Genomic DNA, 21,365 nt, shown 5'->3' with positions numbered 1-21,365 from the left:
ATGAATACTACTCAGACGAATCCGGCGCTAATCACTGAGCCAGAAAGCGTGAAAGACGACTCCTTCTTCCGCCGCCTCTACACCGGCGAGGGTGGAATCAATATCGTCGGCAAGCGGAAGCGCTGGTACCAGATTGCCGTCGCCATCATCGTTGTTGCTTTCGCAGCGATGCTGATTCGCGGGTTCAGCTTCGGTATCGACTTCGAGGGCGGTACCAAGATGACTATGCCGCCGGCCTCAGTGACAACTGAGCAGGCCGAGGAGGTTTTCACCGAGGCGACCGGAGTGAAGCCGGAGCTGGTGCAAATTATCGGTTCTGGTGAGGGCCGAATCCTGGAGATTACCTCTGAGAAGCTGACTCAGGACCAGATTAATAGTGCTCGTATCGCGTTGAATGATGCATTCAAGCCCGTCGATGTGCAGGGGCAGCAGACCCCGGATGCCATTGGTGACTCGACCGTGTCGGAGTCGTGGGGCTCTTCGATTACCAACCGAATGCTGCTGGCTGCAGTGGTGTTCCTGGGTCTGGTGTTCATCTACATCACCATTCACTTCGAGCGCGACATGGCCATTGCCGCAATTCTCGCCCTGGTTGTGGATGCAATCGTGATTATGGGCATCTACGCGCTCATTGGTCTTGACGTCACCCCGGCAACCATTATCGGCTTGCTGACAGTGCTGTCGTTCTCCCTGTACGACACCGTCGTGGTTTTCGACAAGGTCGACGAGAACACGGCAGGCTATCGTTCATCGACCCGTAGAAGTTACGCCGAGTTGGTGAACCTGGCGGTCAACCAAACCATCATGCGTTCTATCAACACCACGGTGTCGACGCTCCTGCCAATCCTGGCACTGATGGTCATCGCCGTGGGCATGCTGGGGGTCGGAACGCTGAAGGACCTTGCACTCGTTCAGCTCATCGGCATTATTCAAGGTACGTTCTCTTCGATCTTCCTGGCTTCGTCGCTGTTGGTGTCTCTCAAGTCGCGGCAGCGTGAATACCGCAAGCATGAAGAGGCGGTACTGTCTGCTCGCGCAAAGGCCTCTGAGGGGGCAGGATCGGGCACCGATTCCGCCACCACTGATGTTGCGGAGGACTCGGGCTCGAAGGAGCCGTCGGCAAGCGAGATGGAGCAGTCGACGTCGAAACGAACGGTGACGACTCCGAAGCTTGAGGGCGATGAAGACAAGCCGCTGTCCTGGCGTCCGGGGCAGTAGGAGGTAGCGCCTCCCAGTGGTTCGGGTGAAACTACTTTAAAAGCGCATTGTGCGGGTATCGTTGACAGGTACCCGCACTTTTTCTTTTCGCCGAAAAGGAGCTTAAACCTGTGTCGTATGCACACGCGCGTGAGGCATTAGCCGATCAGATTCGGTTCGTGCCCGATTTTCCAGTTGAGGGCGTACTCTTCGAGGACCTGACGCCGGCGCTTGCCGACGCCACGACGTTCGCCCTGATTGTGGACGAGATTTCCGCCAAGGTGGAAGAGTTCGGGGCTGATGTTATAGGCAGCCTAGATGCGCGTGGATTCCTGCTGGGTTCTGCGGTGGCGTACAAGCTCGGACTGGGGGTGCTCGCTATTCGTAAGAAGGGTAAGCTGCCACCGCCTGTGCTGACCGAGACCTATGAACTGGAATATGGTACGGCCGCGCTTGAGATTCCGGCTAGTGGTTTTGAGCTGAAGGGCAAGAAGGCCGTACTTGTCGACGATGTGTTGGCAACTGGTGGCACCCTGTGTGCAGCTCGCGCCCTGCTGGAGACAGCTGGTGTCGAGGTAACCGGGCTGTGCACCGTGCTGGAGGTTGAAGGCCTGGGAGCTCGGGAGAAGCTTGCTGATCTGCCTTTGTACGTGGTTAATAAGGGGTGAATGAGTCATGGCTGAAGGGCCCGCACGCCGTTATGGTGCCCGCCTAGCGCGAAGCCTTACCGGCAACAGAACGAAAATCCGCCCGGTGCTAGATCCCCTTGTCGCGGTGCATCGACAGGTGCATCCGCGCGCAGATTTGGCTGTGCTTCAGCGTGCCTACGATACCGCCGAGCGCCTTCACGACGGCGTGTACCGGAAATCCGGCGAGCCATACATCACTCACCCGCTTGCAGTCGCCACTATTGCCGCCGAGATCGGCATGGATACCACCACGCTGGTGGCAGCGCTGCTACATGACACGGTCGAAGATACCGATTACACGCTGGAGGACCTGGAGCGGGACTTCGGCCCAGAAGTCGCACGACTGGTCGACGGCGTGACCAAATTGGATAAGGTCGCGTTGGGCTCCGCCGCCGAGGCAGAGACCGTGCGAAAGATGATTATCGCCATGAGCCAGGACCCGCGCGTGCTGGTTATCAAGGTGGCTGACCGGCTGCATAACATGCGCACAATGCGCTTCCTGCCGCCGGAAAAGCAGGCTAAGAAGGCCCGTGAGACCCTCGAGGTGATTGCACCGCTGGCGCATCGTTTGGGAATGGCCAGCGTGAAGTGGGAGTTGGAAGATCTCTCCTTCGCCATTTTGTACCCGAAGAAGTACGACGAGATTGTGCGTTTGGTCGCAGATCGAGCGCCGCAGCGGGACCGGTACATCCAGGAAGTCTCCGAGATGATTCAGAAGGATCTGAAGGAGTCTCACATTGCTGCTGAGGTACAGGGCAGGCCGAAGCACTACTGGTCGATTTATCAGAAGATGATTGTCCGCGGCCATGAGTTCGACGAGATTTTTGACCTGGTCGGACTTCGAGTTCTGGTGGACACGACCAAGGACTGCTATGCCACCATGGGTGCCGTCCACTCGCTGTTCAAACCCATGCCGGGGCGATTCAAGGACTATATTTCCGCGCCGCGTTTCGGGGTTTACCAGTCGTTGCACACAACGGTCATCGGTCCAGGTGGCTCCCCGCTAGAAGTGCAGATTCGCACCCATGAGATGCACTACAACGCTGAGTACGGCATTGCCGCACACTGGCGCTACAAGGAAACCAAGGGCTCTCACAAGGGAGATTCCGCCGAAGTCGATCAGATGGCGTGGATGCGTCAGCTGCTGGATTGGCAGCGCGAGGCCGCAGATCCTAACGAGTTCCTGGACTCCCTGCGCTATGACCTCTCAGTCACTGAAATTTTTGCGTTCACGCCTAAGGGCGATGTCATCACATTGCCTGCGGACTCCACGCCGGTCGACTTTGCCTACGCGGTCCATACTGAAGTAGGTCACCGCTGTATTGGTGCCAAAGTCAACGGCAAGCTAGTGGCGTTGGAATCACCGCTAAAAACTGGCGACCGCGTCGAGATTTTCACGTCCAAGGATGCCGATTCCGGTCCGTCTAAGGACTGGGAGAAGTTTGTTAAAACTCCACGTGCGCGGGCAAAGATCCGTCAGTGGTTTGCCAAGGAGCGCCGCGAAGAGGCACTCGATGCCGGCCGTGACGCGCTGGCTGCAGAGGTACAGCGCGGCGGTCTGCCGATGCACCGCCTGTTCACTCCGGCGTCCATCAAGCAGATTGCCTCCGAGCTGCACTATGCGGATGTCGATGCGCTCTATACCGCTATCGGTAAGGGGCAGGTCTCAGCGCAGCATGTGACTCACCGGCTGATGGCGCAGTTCTCGAGCGCGGACGATGCCGAAGAGCAGTTGGTCTCCCGCACGCCAATTTCAAAGATGAACGTGCACGACACTCCGCGCCGCGCTGACAGCACGGGTGTGTTGGTAGAAGGCAGCGCGGATATGGCCGCTAAGCTCGCCAAATGCTGTACGCCTGTGCCGGGCGATGCCATCTTTGGCTTCGTCACCCGCGGCGGTGGGGTCAGTGTGCACCGTACGGACTGCACTAATGCGGAGAAACTGCACCAGGAGCCCGAGCGCATTATCGAGGTTTCCTGGGCAACGGATTCCTCCGGTGCGGTCTTCATGGTTACGGTGCAAATCGAAGCACTTGACCGTCACGGACTGCTCTCGGAGATCACTCGCGTTTTCTCCGATCAGAAGGTCTCAATCCTGTCGACGTCCTCTCATACCTCCGATGACCGCGTTGCCGTAATGCGTTTTAGCTTCGAGGTTTCGGACACTAAGCAGATGGGCTATATCTTCAACATTCTGCGCGGTGTCGAGGGAGTGTTCGATGTCTACCGCATTACTTCTGGTCAGTAGGCGGTTTAGTAGCCATCGATATGTGAAAAAGGATGAGACCGCGTAGATCCTAAAACAGGACCAAGGTGATTCACCTTGACCCTGTTTTTGATTAATTTCTCAATCAGTTAGTTGAGTCAACTACTTGACTTCCGCCTTCTCAATACGGACTTCCTTAGCTGGCTTACCGTCAGAGGTACCGCCACCCTCGATACCGTTCTTCGCAATGTCCGCAACCGTCTTGGTGCCCTCGTCAGTCATGGAGCCAAGCACGGTGTACTGCGGAGGCAGCTGAGAATCTGCCCAGTTGAGGAAGAACTGGCTGCCGTTGGCATCCGGGTCACTCGGGTTTGCCATGGCGATAGAGCCCTTCGGGTACACCAACGGGGTGTTCTGATCCAGGCCGGAATCCTTGACCGGCCACTCGCCAGCGAACTTGAAGCCCGGTCCGCCGGTACCGGTACCAGTCGGATCGCCACACTGCAGAACGTTCAGGCCACCACCGGTAATACGGTGGCACACGGTGTCGTTGAAGTAGTTGGACTTGGCCATGTGCTCAATTGCATTGACGCCGCAAGGTGAAATAGCGCGGTCCAGCTCCATCGGAATGTCGCCCTGGTTAGTCTTCAGGGTGATGGTTACAGTGCCAGTGGCGGGAACGTTGTCGGTAGCTGGCTTATCTATGTCCTTCGATGCCTCGCCATCATCCGGGTAGTCACAGGTCACGGTTTCCGGAAGTGGGGAAGAGCGCTTCATTGGAACCTTTTCACCGCTGACGGGAGTAGCTGTCAGAGCTGCAGGTTCGACTGGAGTCGTGGATTCATCAGCGGCCTCATTGTCGTCAGCGCCGCCAGCCGTGGTCAGCAAGTAGATGCCGCCACCGATAAAGAGCAGGATAGCCAAGGTAGTTACGACAACGCCCAGTGGCTTCAGCTTCTCGGCACGTGCACGGCGCTTAAGTTCGCGCTCGAGCGTCCGCATCGCATCTTTGCGCCTTTGCTCATTATTGGCCACTAGTCTTTCTCCGTATCTGTTAGTCATCTATTGCTGGTGACGGAACACCAGCGGACGATTTTGCCCATTGATAGTGACCGCATTTGAAGTAACAGCTCAGTCGGTCACCGTCGCGTACACAATCGACCATTATGCCCGGGATTGCTTCCCATTTGCGAGATGACAGGCCAACGAGCAAGGGGAAAGGTGCTCTCTTCCCGTTGTTGGAAGGCGCAAATAGCCTGCCGGGGGCTGTACACAATCGTTACAATGGAGCGCCATGGAGATATTTGGTTTTGCAGCCGGCCCTTTTCAGACCAACTGCTACGTGGCAACAGGCGCTCCGGAAATGGACGGCCTGTCCACCCCATGCGTCATTGTTGACCCGGGCATGGGGGCGTTCGAGGTAGTACGCGGCGAGGTTGAGAAGCGAGATTGGAAGCCGGAAGCAATTCTGCTGACCCATGGTCATATCGACCATGTCCGCGATGTCGCGGAGGCCGCCGACTTCTGGGATATCCCCGTCTTCATTCACGAAAGCGACAATGTGTTGCTGGCCAATCCGAAGCTCGGCGGTTCTTCTTTCGGACACCTCTTTGACATCGATTCTATGCAGGCTTATACGGAAGCCGATTTCTTCGAGGATGGCGACGAAGTAAAGTGGGCAGGGTTGAATTTCGAAGTCATTCACGCTCCGGGTCACTCTCCGGGATGCGTGATGCTGCGCGCTTCCGATGGGGAAGATGAGATTGTCTTCAGCGGGGACGTCCTCTTTAAGGGGGCTATCGGTCGCGTAGATTTGCCGGGCAGTAGTCCGGAGCACATGCAGCAGTCGTTGAAGGATAAGGTCCTCCCGCTGGCGGATGACCTCATGATTCTTCCGGGCCATGGCTCCGCATCGTCGATAGGCGAGGAGCGCGCGACCAACCCGTTCCTGCAAAACCTCACCTAGCCTGGCTGACACGTCGTGAGAGTTGGCAGGTAGAGTTAGCGGGGTGAACTCTAGCCAGAAGCCAAAGAAGTTGAAGCCATTCTCCGCGCCCAAGGGCGTGCCGGATTACGTCCCGCCGGTCTCCCGCGAATTCGAGGCGGTGCGAAACTCATTCCAGCACCGCGCACGACTTGCGGGCTATGAGCACATTGAGCTGCCAATTTTCGAGGAAACCGGGCTTTTTGCACGTGGCGTAGGTGAATCGACGGACGTCGTCACCAAGGAGATGTACACGTTCGCCGACCGCGGCGACCGTTCGGTCACCCTGCGCCCGGAGGGTACCGCGGGCGTGATGCGCGCGGTCATTGAGCACAATTTGGACCGCGGTCAGTTGCCGGTCAAGCTTTCCTACGCGGGGCCATTCTTCCGCTATGAACGCCCGCAGGCAGGCCGTTACCGTCAGTTGCAGCAGGTGGGCGTAGAGGCAATCGGCGTCGATGATCCTGCGCTGGACGCTGAAGTCATCGCGCTTGCCGACGCATGCTTCCGCGGTATCGGGCTCGAAGGCTTCCGCCTTGAACTGACAAGCCTTGGCGACAACACCTGCCGCCCTGAATATCGCGCTAAGCTGCAGGAGTTCTTGTTTGACCTGCCTCTGGATGAGGAAACGCGCCACCGTGCAAACATCAACCCGCTGCGCGTTCTCGACGATAAGCGACCGGAAATGCAGGAAATGCTTGCCGACGCGCCGCTGATGCTGGACCACCTTTCTGACAGCGCTCGCGGTCACTTTGAAGCTGTGACTGGACTGTTGGATGACATGAAGGTGCCCTATGTCATCAATCCTCGAATGGTGCGCGGACTGGACTACTACACCAAGACGTGCTTCGAGTTTGTTCACGACGGCCTTGGTGCTCAGTCGGGTATCGGTGGCGGTGGTCGCTACGACGGGCTGATGGCGCAGCTAGGCGGCCAAGAGCTGTCTGGAATTGGCTTTGGTTTGGGTGTGGATCGCGCGCTGCTCGCACTGGAAGCAGAGGGCAAGCATGCCAGCGATGGTCGACGCGTCGATGTGTATGGTGTTGCGCTCGGTGAAGAAGCCGCTCACGCTATGGCGGTGCAGATCAATAAGCTGCGCCAAGCGGGTATCCGCGCAGATATGTCCTACGGCGGCCGCGGTCTGAAGGGCGCGATGAAGGGTGCCGATCGCGCTGGAGCCCGATTTGCGTTGGTCCTCGGCGAGTCTGAATTGGCCGCGGGCGAGGTTCAGCTGAAGAACCTTGAGTCCCACGAGCAGCACGCAGTCGCCCTAGATGCACTGGTTCAGGAGTTGCAGTCGCGCATCTAGGAAACGCGCATTTGTTAAGTGCGGAGTCTAGCTGTAGACGCCGCGCTCGAGAGTGTCGCACTGAGACATCTTTCCTGACTTGTAGCCGGTGAGGAATGCCTTCGTACGCTGCTCGGCCGAGCCGTGGGTCCAGGAGTCCGGTTGAACACCACCGCCGGAATGCTGCTGGATGGTGTCATCGCCAATGGCCTTCGTAGTTTTGAGGGCATCGGCAACTTGCTCGTCGGAAAGCGGTTCGAGGATTGCGTCCGGCCCCTTGTCCGCGTAATGAGCCCAGATACCCGCGTAGCAGTCGGCCTGCAGCTCGATCTTTACAGCGTCGGAATCGGGGCCCGGTTCGTTGTAGTTACTGCGGCCGAGTGTGCCCTCCAACCTTTGGATATGGTGGGCGAATTCGTGGGCCACGACGTATTCCTGGGCGAGCGGTCCGTTGCCTCCGCCCATGCGCTCCAGGGTGCTAAAGAACTCCGTGTCGAAGTAGGCCGTTTGATCGGCGGGGCAGTAGAACGGGCCGGTGGACGAGGACGCTGCGCCGCAGCCCGACTGAGTGGAGCCTTCAAAGAGGACTAAGCCTGGGTTCGTGTACTCGATGCCGGCCTGTGCGGGGAGTTGTTCTTCCCAGACTCGGTCGACCGAAATACCGGTGAATTCCATCCGGCAATCGATGCGGCTGTTGGCATCTTCGCCGGTCTTGCAGGGATCCTCGCCAGGGGACTGCTGTGCAGTCTGCGAGGACTGGTTGTTCTGGGCACCTGTCAGCTGTCCCAATTGTCCCGGGTCGCCGCCGAGAAGTAAGTACAGGCCGATGAGGACAAGGCCGCCGATACCGCCACCGCCTACGGCGATAGCGCGGCCACCACCCGAGCGTCGCTCGGCACGAGCCGAGCTCTTTTGGAAGTCATTCCGGAAGGTCATAGGAGTAAGACTATTGCATAAGGTGCGGAAAACGGGCCATTGAATAGCGCTGCGTCATAGTATCCGCATGTAAATCAACGTCAGGATCTACGGAGAGCTTTGTCTAAGTGAGTACATGAAGCCCGAGGTAGGCCCAAGGCGATGACCGGTAATAAGCAAAATAGCCGGGGTCTTCTTCTCACCTTTCTGGCTTCAAGGTAGACTACACGGACGAAACCGCTATCCACAGCGTTAATCCCTATAGCACCAATTTTGGAAGGACCAATTCGCAGTGCTTCGTACGCATCTTGCCGGAGACCTCCGCGCTGACCTCGCCGGCAGCACAGTAACCCTGACCGGTTGGGTAGGACGCCGCCGTGACCATGGTGGCGTGATCTTCATCGACATGCGTGACCGCTCCGGTTACGCCCAGGTTGTGTTCCGCAACAGCGAAGTTGCTGAGCGTGCACACCACCTGCGCAGCGAATACTGCATTCAGGTCACCGGTGTCGTTGAGAAGCGCCCGGAGGGCTCCGAAAACCCGAACCTGGCATCGGGTGAAATTGAGGTCAATGTTACGGAGCTGACCATCCTCAACGAGTCGGCGGCATTGCCGTTCCAGCTCGAGGATGTTGGAACTTCTGGCACTGTCGGCGAGGAAGCCCGCCTGAAGTACCGCTACCTAGACCTACGCCGTGAAGGCCCGGCCAAGATTATGCGTCTCCGTGCGGCTGTCAACCGCGCAGCCCGTAAGGTGCTGGACAGCCACGACTTCACCGAAATCGAGACCCCGACGTTGACTCGCTCTACGCCGGAAGGTGCTCGTGACTTCGTGGTGCCGGCTCGTTTGAAGCCGGGCACTTTCTACGCACTGCCGCAGTCCCCTCAGTTGTTCAAGCAGCTGCTTATGGTCGCTGGCATGGAGCGCTACTACCAGATCGCCCGCTGCTACCGAGATGAGGACTTCCGCGCTGACCGCCAGCCGGAGTTCACTCAGCTCGACGTTGAGATGAGCTTCGCCGAGCAGGACGATGTCATTGCGCTGGCAGAAGAGATTCTGGTTGCTATCTTCGCCGAGGCCGGTGTCACTGTTCAGACCCCGATTCCACGCATGACCTTCAAGGAGGCCATGGAGAAGTACGGTTCTGACAAGCCGGACCTGCGCTTCGACATTCCGCTGGTGGAGTGCACCGAGTTCTTCAAGGACACCACTTTCCGTGTCTTCCAGAACGATTACGTCGGTGCAGTTGTTATGGACGGTGGCGCATCGCAGCCTCGTCGTCAGCTCGACGCTTGGCAGGATTGGGCCCGCCAGCGCGGCGCAAAGGGCTTGGCCTACATCCTTGTTGGGGAGGACGGCACTCTGGGCGGCCCGGTTGCCAAGAACATTACTGACGCAGAGCGTGAAGGCATCGCGGCGCACGTAGGCGCGAAGCCGGGTGACTGCATCTTCTTCGCTGCAGGTGACGCTAAGAGCTCCCGTGCACTGCTGGGTGCTGCTCGTGGAGAGATTGCCAAGAAGCTCGGCCTTATCAAGGAAGGCGACTGGGCATTCACCTGGGTCGTCGACGCACCGTTGTTCGAGCCGGCTGCCGACGCTACCGCTTCCGGTGACGTTGCCCTGGGCCACTCGCAGTGGACTGCTGTGCACCACGCCTTCACCTCGCCGAAGCCAGAGCACATGGATACCTTCGACAAGGATCCTGGCAACGCACTGGCTTACGCCTACGACATCGTCTGCAACGGTAACGAAATTGGTGGCGGCTCCATTCGTATTCACCGCCCAGATGTCCAGAAGCGCGTCTTCGATGTTATGGGCATCGGCGAGGAAGAGGCACAGGAGCAGTTCGGCTTCCTGCTGGATGCCTTCCAGTACGGCGCTCCGCCGCACGGTGGTATCGCATTCGGTTGGGACCGTATCGTTTCCCTGCTGGCCGGCGTTGACTCCATTCGCGAAGTTATCGCCTTCCCGAAGTCCGGTGGCGGCGTTGATCCGTTGACTGACGCCCCGACTCCGATTACCGCTCAGCAGCGCAAGGAGACCGGTATCGACTTCAAGCCGAAGCCAAAGCAGAAGGCAGACGGCGTTAAGGCAGCAGCCGACGCAGGCGACAGCAAGTAAACAAAGAAATCACATTGCGAGGAATGTGATCTGCCACTCCAGCGTGAACAGCGCGAGTGGCGCCAATTCCTCCTAACCAAGGCGGTACTGGCCACAACGCAACATCCGTATCGCCTGACTGAAACTGGCTCATTGAAAGGGCATTCAATGGAGTACTCGGACGACGCTGCAGCAGAAGTTGACAGCGTAGTTAAAGATGCAGAGACACTGCTTTCCGCACGATTCGGCGGCACTCCAGTGTTGTCGGATCCAGAAGTACTTACAGGTCAGTCAAACGCTCTTGTTGTCCGCGTACGGGTCGCCACAAATCCCTTTATGCAGGAACGCACGGTCGTCGTAAAGCAAATTCCTACGACGACTGAAGGCGTCGATCCCGCCGTTTTACGGGAAGTCGTGGCGTACCAGTTCATCAATACACTGCCTGACGACGTCCGCCCGGGGCCTCAGCTTCTTGCTTACGATGTTTCAAAGCAGCTATTGGTTCTCAGCGACGTCGGTGTCGTGGACACTCTTGCGGACGTACTCTTTCGTGGCGATGAAGAGCGACGATTGCGCGCATTCCGCAGCCTCGGCGCTTCGCTGGGTCGGATGCATATTCACACGCATACTCGTGAAGAGGGATTTGAGACCCTGCGTCGTCGTATGTGGGTGAAGAACAAGGTCGATCGCGAGGCTCTCGAGGCGCGTGACCACGGCATTGTGTCGGGGATTCGCTTTGGTATGCGAGCTGTCGAGGGGTCCGGCATTCCTGTTCCCGACGCTGTGCGCTCTTTCGGTGAGGATGCTGCTCGTCGAATTGAGAAGGGCACGCATAGGGCGTTTACTCCGTTTGACCTCGCCCCGGACAACATTCTGCTGGCGGATAAGGTCCAGTTCCTCGACTATGAGTGGGCTGGTTACCGCGATGTCATCTTCGACGTGGCCAGCGTCGTCGCAGGCTTCCCGCTGCACGTTTTCGTGGAGCGTCCATCGGAGGCAGAGGTCGACGTGTTTGTCCGTGCCTGGATGGAAGAGATTCGTGACCATTGGTATCGCGGCACGAGCGACCGCCGTTTGATGGCGTTCATCGCTGCGGCGTTGCTCGGTTGGTTTTTCATCTCCGCAACGGTTTCCTTCTTCGGTTCTCCAAAACAAGCGCTGTGGGTGGGGCATGAAGGACGCACGGACCTGAAGCCGGAAGTTGGCGGCTCAGCACTGGAGCGGCGCGACATGGCTAACACGGCTCGCGCGATTGCACAGTTCGCCCATAAGTGTGAGGACGATCGTGCCGACGAGCTGGAACAGTTCGCGCATGCAGTCATCGATTTCTTAGAGCAAGAGGAAGGCTAGGGCACACGTGGCGGATCCGAATAAGCTGCCGTCAGGCGGTGCAAACGGCTCCGCCGATGACGCTCCAGGGCTTTTCGACGAGCCTTCGGTCGCCGGACCTACAGCGGCCAAGAGCCAAGGTCGGAGTGCGGGGCCAGCAAGCACTGGCCTGAACTCCGATGCGAGCGCCTACTTTCACCCAGGTGCACACGCGCCGTTGGCGGTTCGGATGCGACCGCGAAACCTCGATGAAGTCGTTGGTCAAGACCACCTGTTAGCCCCCGGAGCACCGTTGCGCCGTCTGGTCGAAGGTGGCGGCGACACTTCCGTTATTCTGTTCGGTCCTCCTGGAACTGGCAAAACCACTCTCGCCAGTTTGATTTCCGCGGCGACCGGACGACACTTTGAAGCGCTTTCCGCGCTTAATGCAGGAGTGAAGGAAGTGCGTGCGGTTATCGATACTGCTCGTCGCACACTCGTTAACCAGGGCATTCAAACGGTGCTCTTCATCGACGAGGTGCACCGTTTTTCCAAGACCCAGCAGGATGCCCTGTTGGGTGCCGTGGAAAACCGGATTGTCCTTCTCGTCGCGGCAACGACGGAAAACCCATCCTTCTCAGTGGTGTCCCCGCTGCTCAGTCGGTCACTGCTGTTGCAGTTGCAGTCACTGGACGACGAAGCCGTCGGCACGCTCATTGATCGAGCACTTACCGATGAGCGCGGCCTGAATGGTCGCGTCAGTATGACAGACGATGCACGTAAACAGCTCATTGCGCTGGCAGCTGGTGATGCTCGTCGTTCCCTCACGTACCTCGAGGCAGCCGCAGAAGCCGTCGCCGATGGTGAGCAGATTACCGCTGAGTCGCTTGCCAATTCGATCAACAGAGCCGTGGTTCGCTATGACCGCGACGGCGACCAGCATTACGACGTCACCAGCGCGTTTATTAAGTCCGTCCGCGGATCTGATGTCGATGCTGCCCTGCATTACCTGGCGCGGATGATTGAGGGTGGGGAAGACCCTCGGTTTATTGCCCGACGAATCGTAATTCTGGCCAGCGAAGACATCGGTATGGCCGACCCGACAGCTCTGCAAACCGCCGTCGCCGCGGCGCAGGCAGTTGCCTTGATAGGGATGCCGGAAGCCCGGCTGACGCTGGCGCAGGCCACGATTCACTTGGCAACAGCACCGAAGTCGAATTCGGTCATAAGCGCAATCGACGGGGCATTGAAGGATGTTCGTTCCGGGAAGACCGGACCGGTGCCACCACATTTGCGCGACGGACATTACAGCGGGGCTAAGGACCTTGGTCACGCGGTGGACTATATCTACCCGCACAATGACCCCATGGGTGTCGTCGCCCAACAGTATCCACCAGATCAGTTGGTGGGCACTGATTATTTCGTCCCATCCAATCACGGTCGTGAAAACGGCATGGCTGAATACCTCGGACGCATTCGCCGAATTATCCGGGGGAGCCGCCGGAAATCGAAGTAGGCGAGATCGGTCGGAATCTACGGGGTGCCGGTGGGGTGGTTTTAAAGTTGCTCGAACCGAGCGGGTAGACTGCTAGTTTTGTATTAAACATCTCGGACGCTCGACGTGAAACGAGGAAGTAGAACACCGTGCAGACTCATGAAATTCGAAATCGCTTCATCCAGCATTTCGTAAAGGCGGGACACACCGAGGTCCCCAGTGCCTCCCTGGTTTTGGATGACCCGAACCTGCTGTTCGTTAATGCCGGCATGGTGCCGTTCAAGCCCTACTTCCTCGGCAATGAGACTCCGGACTTCTCCACCGCGACCTCAATTCAGAAGTGCGTGCGCACACTGGACATTGAAGAGGTGGGTATCACCACCCGCCACAACACCTTCTTCCAGATGGCGGGTAACTTCTCCTTCGGAAATTACTTCAAGGAAGGTGCCATCACTCATGCATGGAGCCTTCTGACTGGTGCTGTTGAGGACGGCGGCTTTGGCATCCCGGCTGAGAAGCTGTGGGTGACGGTTTTCCTCGATGACGATGAGGCTCATGACATCTGGCACGAGAAGGTTGGTGTGCCGGAAGAGCGCATTCAGCGCCGAGGCATGGCGGACAACTACTGGTCCATGGGTGTGCCTGGCCCGTGTGGCCCGTGTTCAGAGATTTTCTACGACCGCGGCTCGGAGTACGGCGCTGACGGTGGCCCAGAGGCGGACGAGGATCGCTACATCGAGATTTGGAACCTCGTCTTCATGGAAAACGAGCGTGGCGAAGGAACAGGCAAGGACTCTTTCGAGATTCTTGGCCCGCTGCCGAAGAAGAACATCGATACCGGTATGGGCATCGAGCGCGTTGCTTTTCTGCTGCAGGGTGTCGACAACGTCTATGAAACCGATCTGCTGCGTCCGGTTATCGACGAAGCTGAGCGGCTCACCGGTTCGAAGTACAGCTCCAACCACCAGGACAACATCCGTTTCCGCGTCATCGCTGACCACAGCCGCACCGGCTTGATGCTGATGCTCGACGGTGTCACCCCCTCGAACTCCGATCGTGGCTATATCCTGCGTCGCCTGCTGCGCCGCATCATCCGCTCTGCGCGTCTGCTCGGCGCTAACGGTCCAGTGCTGGAGAAGCTGATTGGTATTGCGGCCGAGACCATGACCCCGTCGTACCCAGAGATCGCGGAGAACTGGAACCGTATTCGCCGCGTCGCCGTCGCCGAGGAAAAGACCTTCACCAAGACTCTGTCCGCCGGTGAGGAGCTGTTCGAACGTGCTGCCACCAAGGCCAAGGCAGAGGGTAAAACCGTTCTATCCGGTCACGACGCCTTCACCCTGCATGACACCCACGGCTTCCCAATCGACCTGACCATCGAGATGGCCGAAGAGGCCGGCCTGACCATCGACCGCGAGGAATTCGATCGCGAGATGGCTGAGCAGCGTGCGCGCGCAAAGGCCGACAGCCAGGCAAAGAAGCAGTCTCACACCGACCTGCATGTCTACCGCGAGTTCATCGATGAACACCCGACGTCCTTCACTGGTTACGATCGGCTTGCCGACGAATCCACGATTCTTGGCATCATTGCCGATGGCCAGAAGCAGTCGTTTGCCGCAGAGGGCGATGAGATTGAGGTTATCCTCGATCGCACTCCGCTCTACGCCGAGGCCGGCGGTCAGCTGGCTGACCGTGGTCGTATCGTGACTGATTCCGGCGCTGTGGTCCACATCAACGATGTTCAAAAGGTGGGCAAGAAACTGTGGCTGCACAAGGGCATTGTCACCGCTGGTGAATTCACTCCGGGTGTCTCTGCTGAAGCTTTGGTCGACGAGCAGTGGCGTCACGGTGCTCGTCAGGCGCACACTGCAACTCACTTGATTCACGGTGCTCTGCGTCAGGTACTGGGGGATACTGCAACTCAGGCTGGTTCCATGAATAAGCCGGGCTACCTCCGTTTCGACTTCAAGTACGGTGAGCAGCTCACACCGGAACAGCTCCGTGAGATTGAGCAGATCACCAATGAGGCTGTCGACAACGACTGGGCTGTCAATACTGCCGAGATGCCTTTGGAAGAGGCCAAGGCAGCTGGTGCCATGGCATTGTTCAACGAGAACTACGGCGACATCGTCCGCGTTGTCGAGGTCGGTGGCCCGTTCTCAATTGAGCTGTGTGGCGGTACCCACGTTTCGCATTCTTCGCAGATTGGTCCGGTAGCTGTGCTGGGCGAGTCCTCGGTCGGATCGGGCGTGCGCCGTATTGAGGCTTACTCGGGTATGGATTCCTTCCGCTACCTGTCCACCGAGCGTCTCCTGGCTGAACGACTGGCCACTGAATTCAAGGCTCCTTCTGCTGAGCTGCCAGACCGCATTGCAGCACTGGCTGAAAAGCTCAAGGCTGCAGAGAAGCAGCTCGCTGATTTCAAGGCCGGACAGCTGCTGGCCAATGCCGCGTCTCACCTGGAGTCCGCTCGCACCATCGGCGATGTCACCTACCTCGGCCTTAAGCTTCCCGACGGTACGGAGATGAAGGACATCCGTTCGCTGGCTAATGACTTGGCGAAGCGCCTTGCGGATCGCCCAAGCGTCATTGCGTTGATTTCCAACGCTGGCGGCAAGGTTCCGTTTGTGGCCTCGGTTTCGGATGAAGCCGTCAATCGCGGTATTAAGGCCGGCGATTTGGTGAAGCTGATGGGCGCTGAGGTCGGTGGCAAGGGCGGCGGTAAACCGGCAATGGCACAGGGCTCCGGCTCTGATGCTTCCGGAATCGACGCAGCATTGGCCGCTGTTGAGGCCGAACTGTCCAAGTAGCCAATTAACGGCTGTGCTATCGGAAGAGCAGTAAACAATGGCTAAGCCCCGTATTGATACCCCCGGTCAGGATGATCCTGGTCGGGGTCGACGGCTCGGAATCGACGTCGGCGATGTCCGCGTTGGCGTCGCGGTCTCTGACCCCGACTGTATCCTGGCGATCCCGGTTGAAACAGTCACTCGAGCAACGGGGCGAAAAGATCCTGACGGGCCGGATATTGACCGGCTCGTGGAACTTGCCACTGAACTTGAGGTCGTCGAGATTGTTGTCGGCATGCCCCTTATGCTCGACGGCTCGTTCGGGACTTCTGCGCGGAAAGCTACTGACGTTGGATTCCGGCTGCAGCGCCGACTCGGTGATCGAGTCGTAGTGCATTACGCCGACGAGCGGATGACGACGGTAATGGCCCAATCACGACTGCACGCAGCAGGTATTGATGTTAAGTCCGGTCGGAAGATTATTGACCAGGCTGCGGCAGTAGAAATTCTGCAGTCCTGGTTGGACAGACGGGCAAAAGCTTTGGACGAAAATACCGAGTAGGGGCACACAAAAGTTACCGAAAGGTGACAATTCACCCACCTTTGCGCAATTATTAAGTGTGTAATACCTAAGCACGTTTGTCGCGTGCATAGGATTTGAAAAGTTGAAGTGGCGATTCACACCTACAATGCAACCTAGTGCTACGACTTCGTCGTAAAGCTATGTCGCACCAGTCGTTATTAGTCGCGTGTCGTACCTGAATGGGAAGACTCCTTGCTGATACCGATGGGAGAGTGAGCTGCATTCGAGGAGATTATTGATGAGTAAAGACGCGCAGACTGCGCGCCGCACTGATAGCGGCGGTGCCGACCGGGACCGCGCTGGTGCTCGCAGCGGTGGGGCAAAGCCTCGAGTTCGTCACCGCCAAACGGCAGTGGCAATCAATGTAACTTCTGTCCTGTTATGCGTGTTGGTCCTCGGAGTGATTGGCCTCGTCTGGAATCGTGGCGGCATTGTTGACGATTACGATGGCAAAGCTGAGGGTCCATTGACGATTGTTGAGGTCAGTGAAGGCACGTCACTTACTGATTTGTCCAACCAGTTGGTGGAAAGCGGCGTCGTCAAGTCTTCCCGTGCGTTCATCCAGGCCGCGAATGAGAACTCTCATTCAAGTGAATTGCAGCCTGGTTTCTACCGACTCCATCAGCGGATGAAGGCCGACGAGACCGTCGAGGCTCTTCTGGATGTCGAAAATCAGGTCGGTACCGTTGACATTCCGACTGGCGCCCGTTTCGCCGATACCCGCATTGTGTCCTCATCGGATGTACGTAAGGGAATTTTCTCGCTTATTTCTGAGGCCACTTGTGTTGAAGACAATGACTGCGTATCCAAGGCCGATCTCGAACGTGCTGCTGGCGAGGCCGATTTGGCCGCGCTGGGTGTTCCAGAATGGGCACGGGACGCGGTAGCTGCGCGTGGCAACGACCCTCGTCGTCTTGAGGGACTCATTACGCCGGGTATTCATCACCTTGACCCGCAGCAGACGCCCGAACAGATGCTGGCAAAATTGGTCAAGGAATCGGTGAAGAAATATGAGGACACGGGTCTCATGGCTTCAGCGGACATGGTTGGTCTTACTCCATACGAGCTGATTACCGCAGCTTCTTTGATCCAGATGGAGGCGCCAGATGGCGACTTCGATAAGGTCGCTCGCGTTATTCTCAACCGTCTCGACGAACCGATGCAGCTGCAGTTCGACTCGACAGTCAACTACGACCTGCCAGATCAGGAAATCGCAACCACGGATGAGGACCGCGCGCGAAAGACCGCGTGGAACACCTACGCCAAGGAGGGGCTGCCGGAAACCCCCATTGCTTCGCCCTCCATCGAGGCGATTCGTGCCATGGAAAATCCGGCTGACGGCACCTGGCTGTACTTTGTCACGGTGGACAAGGAAGGAAATACTGTCTTTAGCACGACCTTCGAAGAGCACGAGGCCGCTATCGACGAGTCACGCAACAATGGCGTGCTGGATTCCAACCGCTAAGAGGTAGAACTCCTATGCCTATAACTCATCGCGCAGCCGTGCTGGGAGATCCGATTGATCACTCGTACTCGCCGGCTATTCACAACGCCGGTTACCGCGCTGCGGGAATGAATGACTGGCACTATGACCGCATTCGCTGCAACGCCGAAGAACTTGCCGACGTCGTTGGTGGAGCAGACCCCAGTTTCCAGGGATTTTCCGTCACGATGCCTGGCAAGTTTGCCGCGCTGGACTTCGCGGATGAAGTCAGTGAGCGCGCACGGCTCATAGGTTCAGCGAACACTCTGGTCCGTCGCGATTCGGACTGGTTTGCCGACAACACCGATGGCGACGGCGTACTGGGAGCACTGCGCGAGATAGACTGCACGAACGCACCACGTGGCCGCGCCGTTGTTGTTGGTGCCGGTGGCACGGCACGACCGGCACTTTGGGCGCTGTCGCAGCTGGGTGTCAATCATGTGACCGTAGTAGCGCGCTCCGAGCGCGCATATGACATTGAACCATTAGCTGCCGCGCTGGGGATGGAATTTGTTTGGGTGACTTTTGATGTTCCAAACCTGGCAGATATTGCTGGTAATGCCGACGTGCTGGTCTCTACGGTGCCGTCAGCCGCAATTGAGTCGGTTGCTGGCTACCTCGCTCGAGCACCGAAGATTCTCGACGTCATTTACAATCCCTGGCCAACCCCACTTGTGAAAGCAGCGGAACGCGGAGGGACACAGGCGGTCGGTGGATTGTCCATGTTGCTACATCAAGCGGTGGGACAGTTTGAGCAGTTTACTGGACGCACTCCCGATGTCGAGGCGATGCGTGCAGCGCTGCCGAACTAGCTCACAACCGTTACAATCCCAAAGTTATGGGGTGGGGAATAACTGAGATAGGGCTGTCTCCGATTGGACAGCACAGGATTGACCCGGTCTACCTTGACCGGGTTTTCTATTTCCTAGTCGTGATGCTTGTACTCGGCTGGGGCGGTGTTGGCTGCTGGTTGGATGTGACTCGGCGAAGACTACCGAACTGGTGGTTAGTGCTAGGGGCAGTGGGTCTGATAGCAACCACTGGAATGGTGCTCCAGCAAAAGCGCACCTTGGCTGACAATCTCGCCAGTGCAGTCGCAGCCATAGGAACAGGAATAGGCCTCTGGTTTGGCCTCTATGTAGCAGTCTTCATCTTCAACCCACGCTCTATGGGGGCTGGAGATGTGAAGCTCGCAGCAATTCTCGGGGGCGGTGTCGGTCTGGTATCGGGCGAGCCAGTGGCGACAGCAATTTGGATTGCAGTGGCAATTCTGTTGGCTGCCGGACTCACTCTCCTCATGGCAGGAGTCACCGCGGGAAAGCGGGGCTGGGGTGACCGTCGTAAAGCAAAAACAGCGCCTGTACCGGCGAGCGTGCCTCATGGGCCTGCGATGCTTGCAGCAACCGCCATTGTGTGGGGGATAAGCGGAGGGTACCTACAAGTCCCCTGAAGCGGTAGACCAGGGGCGATGAATTGGGGCATATTTGAAACTTGTATGCCCCCAAATGCACAAGAAGTACGGCAAACGTGACATTATGATACCTATGCTTCGTTGGACTACCGCGGGTGAATCTCACGGCAAAGCGCTTATCGCTCTCGTAGAAGGCGCGCCAGCCGGACTTCCCCTGACTACAGATGACGTATCACGCCACCTCGCACGCCGCCGCCTCGGCTATGGTCGCGGGGCGCGAATGAAGTTTGAGGCTGATGAGGTCACCCTGCTGACTGGCATTCGACATGGTGAGACGCTGGGATCGCCGATTGGCATTATGGTCGGCAACTCCGAATGGCCCAAGTGGACTGAGGTCATGAGCCCGGATCCAGTTGACCCAGTTGTTTTGGATACAGCTCGTGGCGCCACCTTAACCCGCCCGCGCCCGGGGCATGCCGATTTCAACGGCATGCTGAAGTACAACCACACCGATGCTCGAAACATCCTGGAGCGTTCATCGGCTCGCGAGACTGCAGCACGTGTGGCGGCATCGGTTGTGGCACGCTCAATTCTGCGTGAGACTCTCGGTGTGGAAGTTGTCAGCCACGTTATTTCCATCGGTCGTTCGGAGCCCTGCGAGGGGCCACTGCCGACCTTCGCTGATCAGGACAAGATTGACGAGTCGCCAGTGCGTGCATTCTCCGCAGCTGCGGAGGAGTCGATGATTGACGAAATCAAGGCCGCCAAGAAGCAGGGCGACACCCTCGGTGGCATCGTCGAGGTCGTTGTCCACGGTCTGCCGGTGGGTCTGGGATCGCACATTTCCGGTGATGCCCGTCTGGATTCGCAGCTTGCGGCTGCCTTGATGGGAATTCAGTCCGTCAAGGGCGTGGAGATCGGCGACGGTTTTGAGGAAGCCCGTCGCCGTGGCACCGAGGCTCACGATGAAATGGTGCGTACCGACGACGGCGTGGATCGGGAAACTAACCGCGCCGGTGGCCTGGAGGGTGGCATGACTAATGCTCAACCTCTCGTTGTGCGTGCTGCGATGAAACCAATTTCGACCGTTCCGCGTGCGCTGAAGACCGTCGATATGGCCAGCGGCGATGCAGCTACCGCAATCCACCAGCGCTCTGATGTCTGCGCGGTCCCGGCCGGCGGTGTTGTCGCAGAGGCAATGGTCGCGCTGGTACTGGCGCGTGCAGTGATGGAAAAGTTCGGCGGCGATAGCCTGGAGGAAACCAAGCGTAACGTTGAGGGCTACTTGGAGCAGACTCGACGTCGCCTTGATTGGAAATAGCGCCACAGTCGCGCACACGAAGAAGGGTAAAACGAGGGGAATGTCCGTTCCTACTATTGTCCTTGTCGGACCGCCCGGATCGGGAAAGTCCACCATCGGTCGTCGACTGTCTCGTGCATTGAGCACAAAACTCACCGATACCGATGAGATGATTGAACAGCGCATGGGCAAGACTTGTGGGGAAGTCTTTTCCGAGCTGGGAGAGCCGGAATTCCGCCGTATCGAGGAACAAATCGTGGCGGAGGCTCTGACCCACGACGGAATCGTCTCACTTGGCGGTGGTGCCGTGATTTCGCAGGCGACCCGTGACCTGCTGGCAGACCATAACGTCGTCTACCTCGAGATCAGCATTGCAGAGGGTGTCCGTCGTACAGCGGGTAACAATTCGCGCCCGGTGCTCCAGGCGGATGATCCTGAGGCTCATTACCGCGCGCTCTATGAGGCTCGCCGAGCTTTTTACGAAGATGCAGCCACTTTCAAGGTGCGTTCCGACGAACGTTCCCCGCAGCGCGTTGTGGCCGAGATCCTCAGCTACCTCGATGAAACCTGCGACGAGGCTTAACTGGCGACTCTTAAAAGGCGGCAGCTAATCACT

At 58.0% G+C, this 21,365-nt stretch carries 17 protein-coding genes; 15 read left to right on the top strand and 2 right to left on the bottom strand.

Annotated elements, in window-relative coordinates:
- The 3 genes from secF to AB1Z34_RS08785 all read left to right on the top strand — a co-directional run bounded on the left by secF (position 1) and on the right by AB1Z34_RS08785 (position 4,134).
- Positions 1 to 1,218: a protein translocase subunit SecF gene (gene secF, locus AB1Z34_RS08795; RefSeq protein ID WP_049193687.1), complete on the top strand. Its 1,218-nt coding sequence runs from the start codon at positions 1 to 3 to the stop codon at positions 1,216 to 1,218.
- 110 nt (positions 1,219 to 1,328) lie between these two features.
- Positions 1,329 to 1,865: an adenine phosphoribosyltransferase gene (locus tag AB1Z34_RS08790; RefSeq protein WP_016422687.1), complete on the top strand. Its 537-nt coding sequence runs from the start codon at positions 1,329 to 1,331 to the stop codon at positions 1,863 to 1,865.
- Positions 1,866 to 1,872: 7 nt separating this feature from the next.
- Positions 1,873 to 4,134, top strand: coding sequence for a bifunctional (p)ppGpp synthetase/guanosine-3',5'-bis(diphosphate) 3'-pyrophosphohydrolase (locus AB1Z34_RS08785; RefSeq protein WP_076771772.1), 2,262 nt, complete (start codon positions 1,873 to 1,875; stop codon positions 4,132 to 4,134).
- A gap of 120 nt (positions 4,135 to 4,254) precedes the next feature.
- Here the strand turns inward: AB1Z34_RS08785 and AB1Z34_RS08780 are convergent, their stop codons facing one another.
- Positions 4,255 to 5,094, bottom strand: coding sequence for a peptidylprolyl isomerase (locus tag AB1Z34_RS08780; RefSeq protein ID WP_016422689.1), 840 nt, complete (start codon positions 5,092 to 5,094; stop codon positions 4,255 to 4,257).
- 292 nt (positions 5,095 to 5,386) lie between these two features.
- On the opposite strand from AB1Z34_RS08780, the gene AB1Z34_RS08775 reads away from it, so the two are divergent.
- Positions 5,387 to 6,058, top strand: a complete 672-nt coding sequence (locus tag AB1Z34_RS08775; protein ID WP_016422690.1) for an MBL fold metallo-hydrolase — start codon at positions 5,387 to 5,389, stop codon at positions 6,056 to 6,058.
- 43 nt (positions 6,059 to 6,101) lie between these two features.
- Positions 6,102 to 7,385 (top strand): histidine--tRNA ligase, encoded by a 1,284-nt coding sequence (hisS, locus tag AB1Z34_RS08770; RefSeq protein ID WP_070438365.1) that lies wholly within the window; start codon positions 6,102 to 6,104, stop codon positions 7,383 to 7,385.
- Positions 7,386 to 7,412: 27 nt separating this feature from the next.
- Here hisS and AB1Z34_RS08765 read toward each other — a convergent pair whose 3' ends face one another.
- Entirely contained in the window at positions 7,413 to 8,300 is an 888-nt protein-coding gene (locus tag AB1Z34_RS08765) for a neutral zinc metallopeptidase (protein ID WP_016422692.1), read from the bottom strand.
- 271 nt (positions 8,301 to 8,571) lie between these two features.
- Between AB1Z34_RS08765 and aspS the strand changes: the two genes are divergently transcribed.
- From aspS to AB1Z34_RS08715, 10 genes are all read left to right on the top strand, one after another.
- On the top strand, positions 8,572 to 10,401 hold the full coding sequence (aspS, locus tag AB1Z34_RS08760; RefSeq protein WP_016422693.1) for an aspartate--tRNA ligase: 1,830 nt from the start codon (positions 8,572 to 8,574) through the stop codon (positions 10,399 to 10,401).
- A gap of 147 nt (positions 10,402 to 10,548) precedes the next feature.
- Positions 10,549 to 11,730 carry a phosphotransferase family protein gene (locus tag AB1Z34_RS08755; RefSeq protein WP_016422694.1) on the top strand — a complete coding sequence of 394 codons (1,182 nt, stop codon included), beginning with the start codon at positions 10,549 to 10,551 and terminating at the stop codon, positions 11,728 to 11,730.
- Positions 11,731 to 11,878: 148 nt separating this feature from the next.
- Entirely contained in the window at positions 11,879 to 13,204 is a 1,326-nt protein-coding gene (locus tag AB1Z34_RS08750) for a replication-associated recombination protein A (protein ID WP_224433708.1), read from the top strand.
- Between the two features lie 128 nt (positions 13,205 to 13,332).
- Complete coding sequence (alaS, locus tag AB1Z34_RS08745; RefSeq protein ID WP_076771770.1) at positions 13,333 to 15,993, top strand: alanine--tRNA ligase; 2,661 nt, start codon at positions 13,333 to 13,335, stop codon at positions 15,991 to 15,993.
- 37 nt (positions 15,994 to 16,030) lie between these two features.
- Complete coding sequence (ruvX, locus tag AB1Z34_RS08740; protein ID WP_076771768.1) at positions 16,031 to 16,534, top strand: Holliday junction resolvase RuvX; 504 nt, start codon at positions 16,031 to 16,033, stop codon at positions 16,532 to 16,534.
- A 259-nt stretch (positions 16,535 to 16,793) separates the two neighbouring features.
- Positions 16,794 to 18,020 carry an endolytic transglycosylase MltG gene (mltG, locus tag AB1Z34_RS08735; protein ID WP_076771767.1) on the top strand — a complete coding sequence of 409 codons (1,227 nt, stop codon included), beginning with the start codon at positions 16,794 to 16,796 and terminating at the stop codon, positions 18,018 to 18,020.
- A 14-nt stretch (positions 18,021 to 18,034) separates the two neighbouring features.
- Positions 18,035 to 18,850, top strand: a complete 816-nt coding sequence (locus tag AB1Z34_RS08730; protein ID WP_016422699.1) for a shikimate dehydrogenase — start codon at positions 18,035 to 18,037, stop codon at positions 18,848 to 18,850.
- Positions 18,851 to 18,876: 26 nt separating this feature from the next.
- Positions 18,877 to 19,488, top strand: coding sequence for a prepilin peptidase (locus AB1Z34_RS08725; protein ID WP_076771765.1), 612 nt, complete (start codon positions 18,877 to 18,879; stop codon positions 19,486 to 19,488).
- Positions 19,489 to 19,582: 94 nt separating this feature from the next.
- Entirely contained in the window at positions 19,583 to 20,770 is a 1,188-nt protein-coding gene (aroC, locus tag AB1Z34_RS08720) for a chorismate synthase (protein ID WP_180802971.1), read from the top strand.
- Between the two features lie 40 nt (positions 20,771 to 20,810).
- Positions 20,811 to 21,332, top strand: a complete 522-nt coding sequence (locus AB1Z34_RS08715) for a shikimate kinase (protein ID WP_070858631.1) — start codon at positions 20,811 to 20,813, stop codon at positions 21,330 to 21,332.
- Positions 21,333 to 21,365 lie beyond the last annotated feature (33 nt).

Origin of the sequence: Corynebacterium sp. 045007, assembly GCF_040743205.1 — a bacterium.
In the GTDB taxonomy this organism is placed as follows: domain Bacteria; phylum Actinomycetota; class Actinomycetes; order Mycobacteriales; family Mycobacteriaceae; genus Corynebacterium; species Corynebacterium jeikeium_D.
The sequence above is the reverse complement of the archived record's forward strand: the minus strand, read 5'-3'. Positions and strand labels throughout refer to the sequence as shown.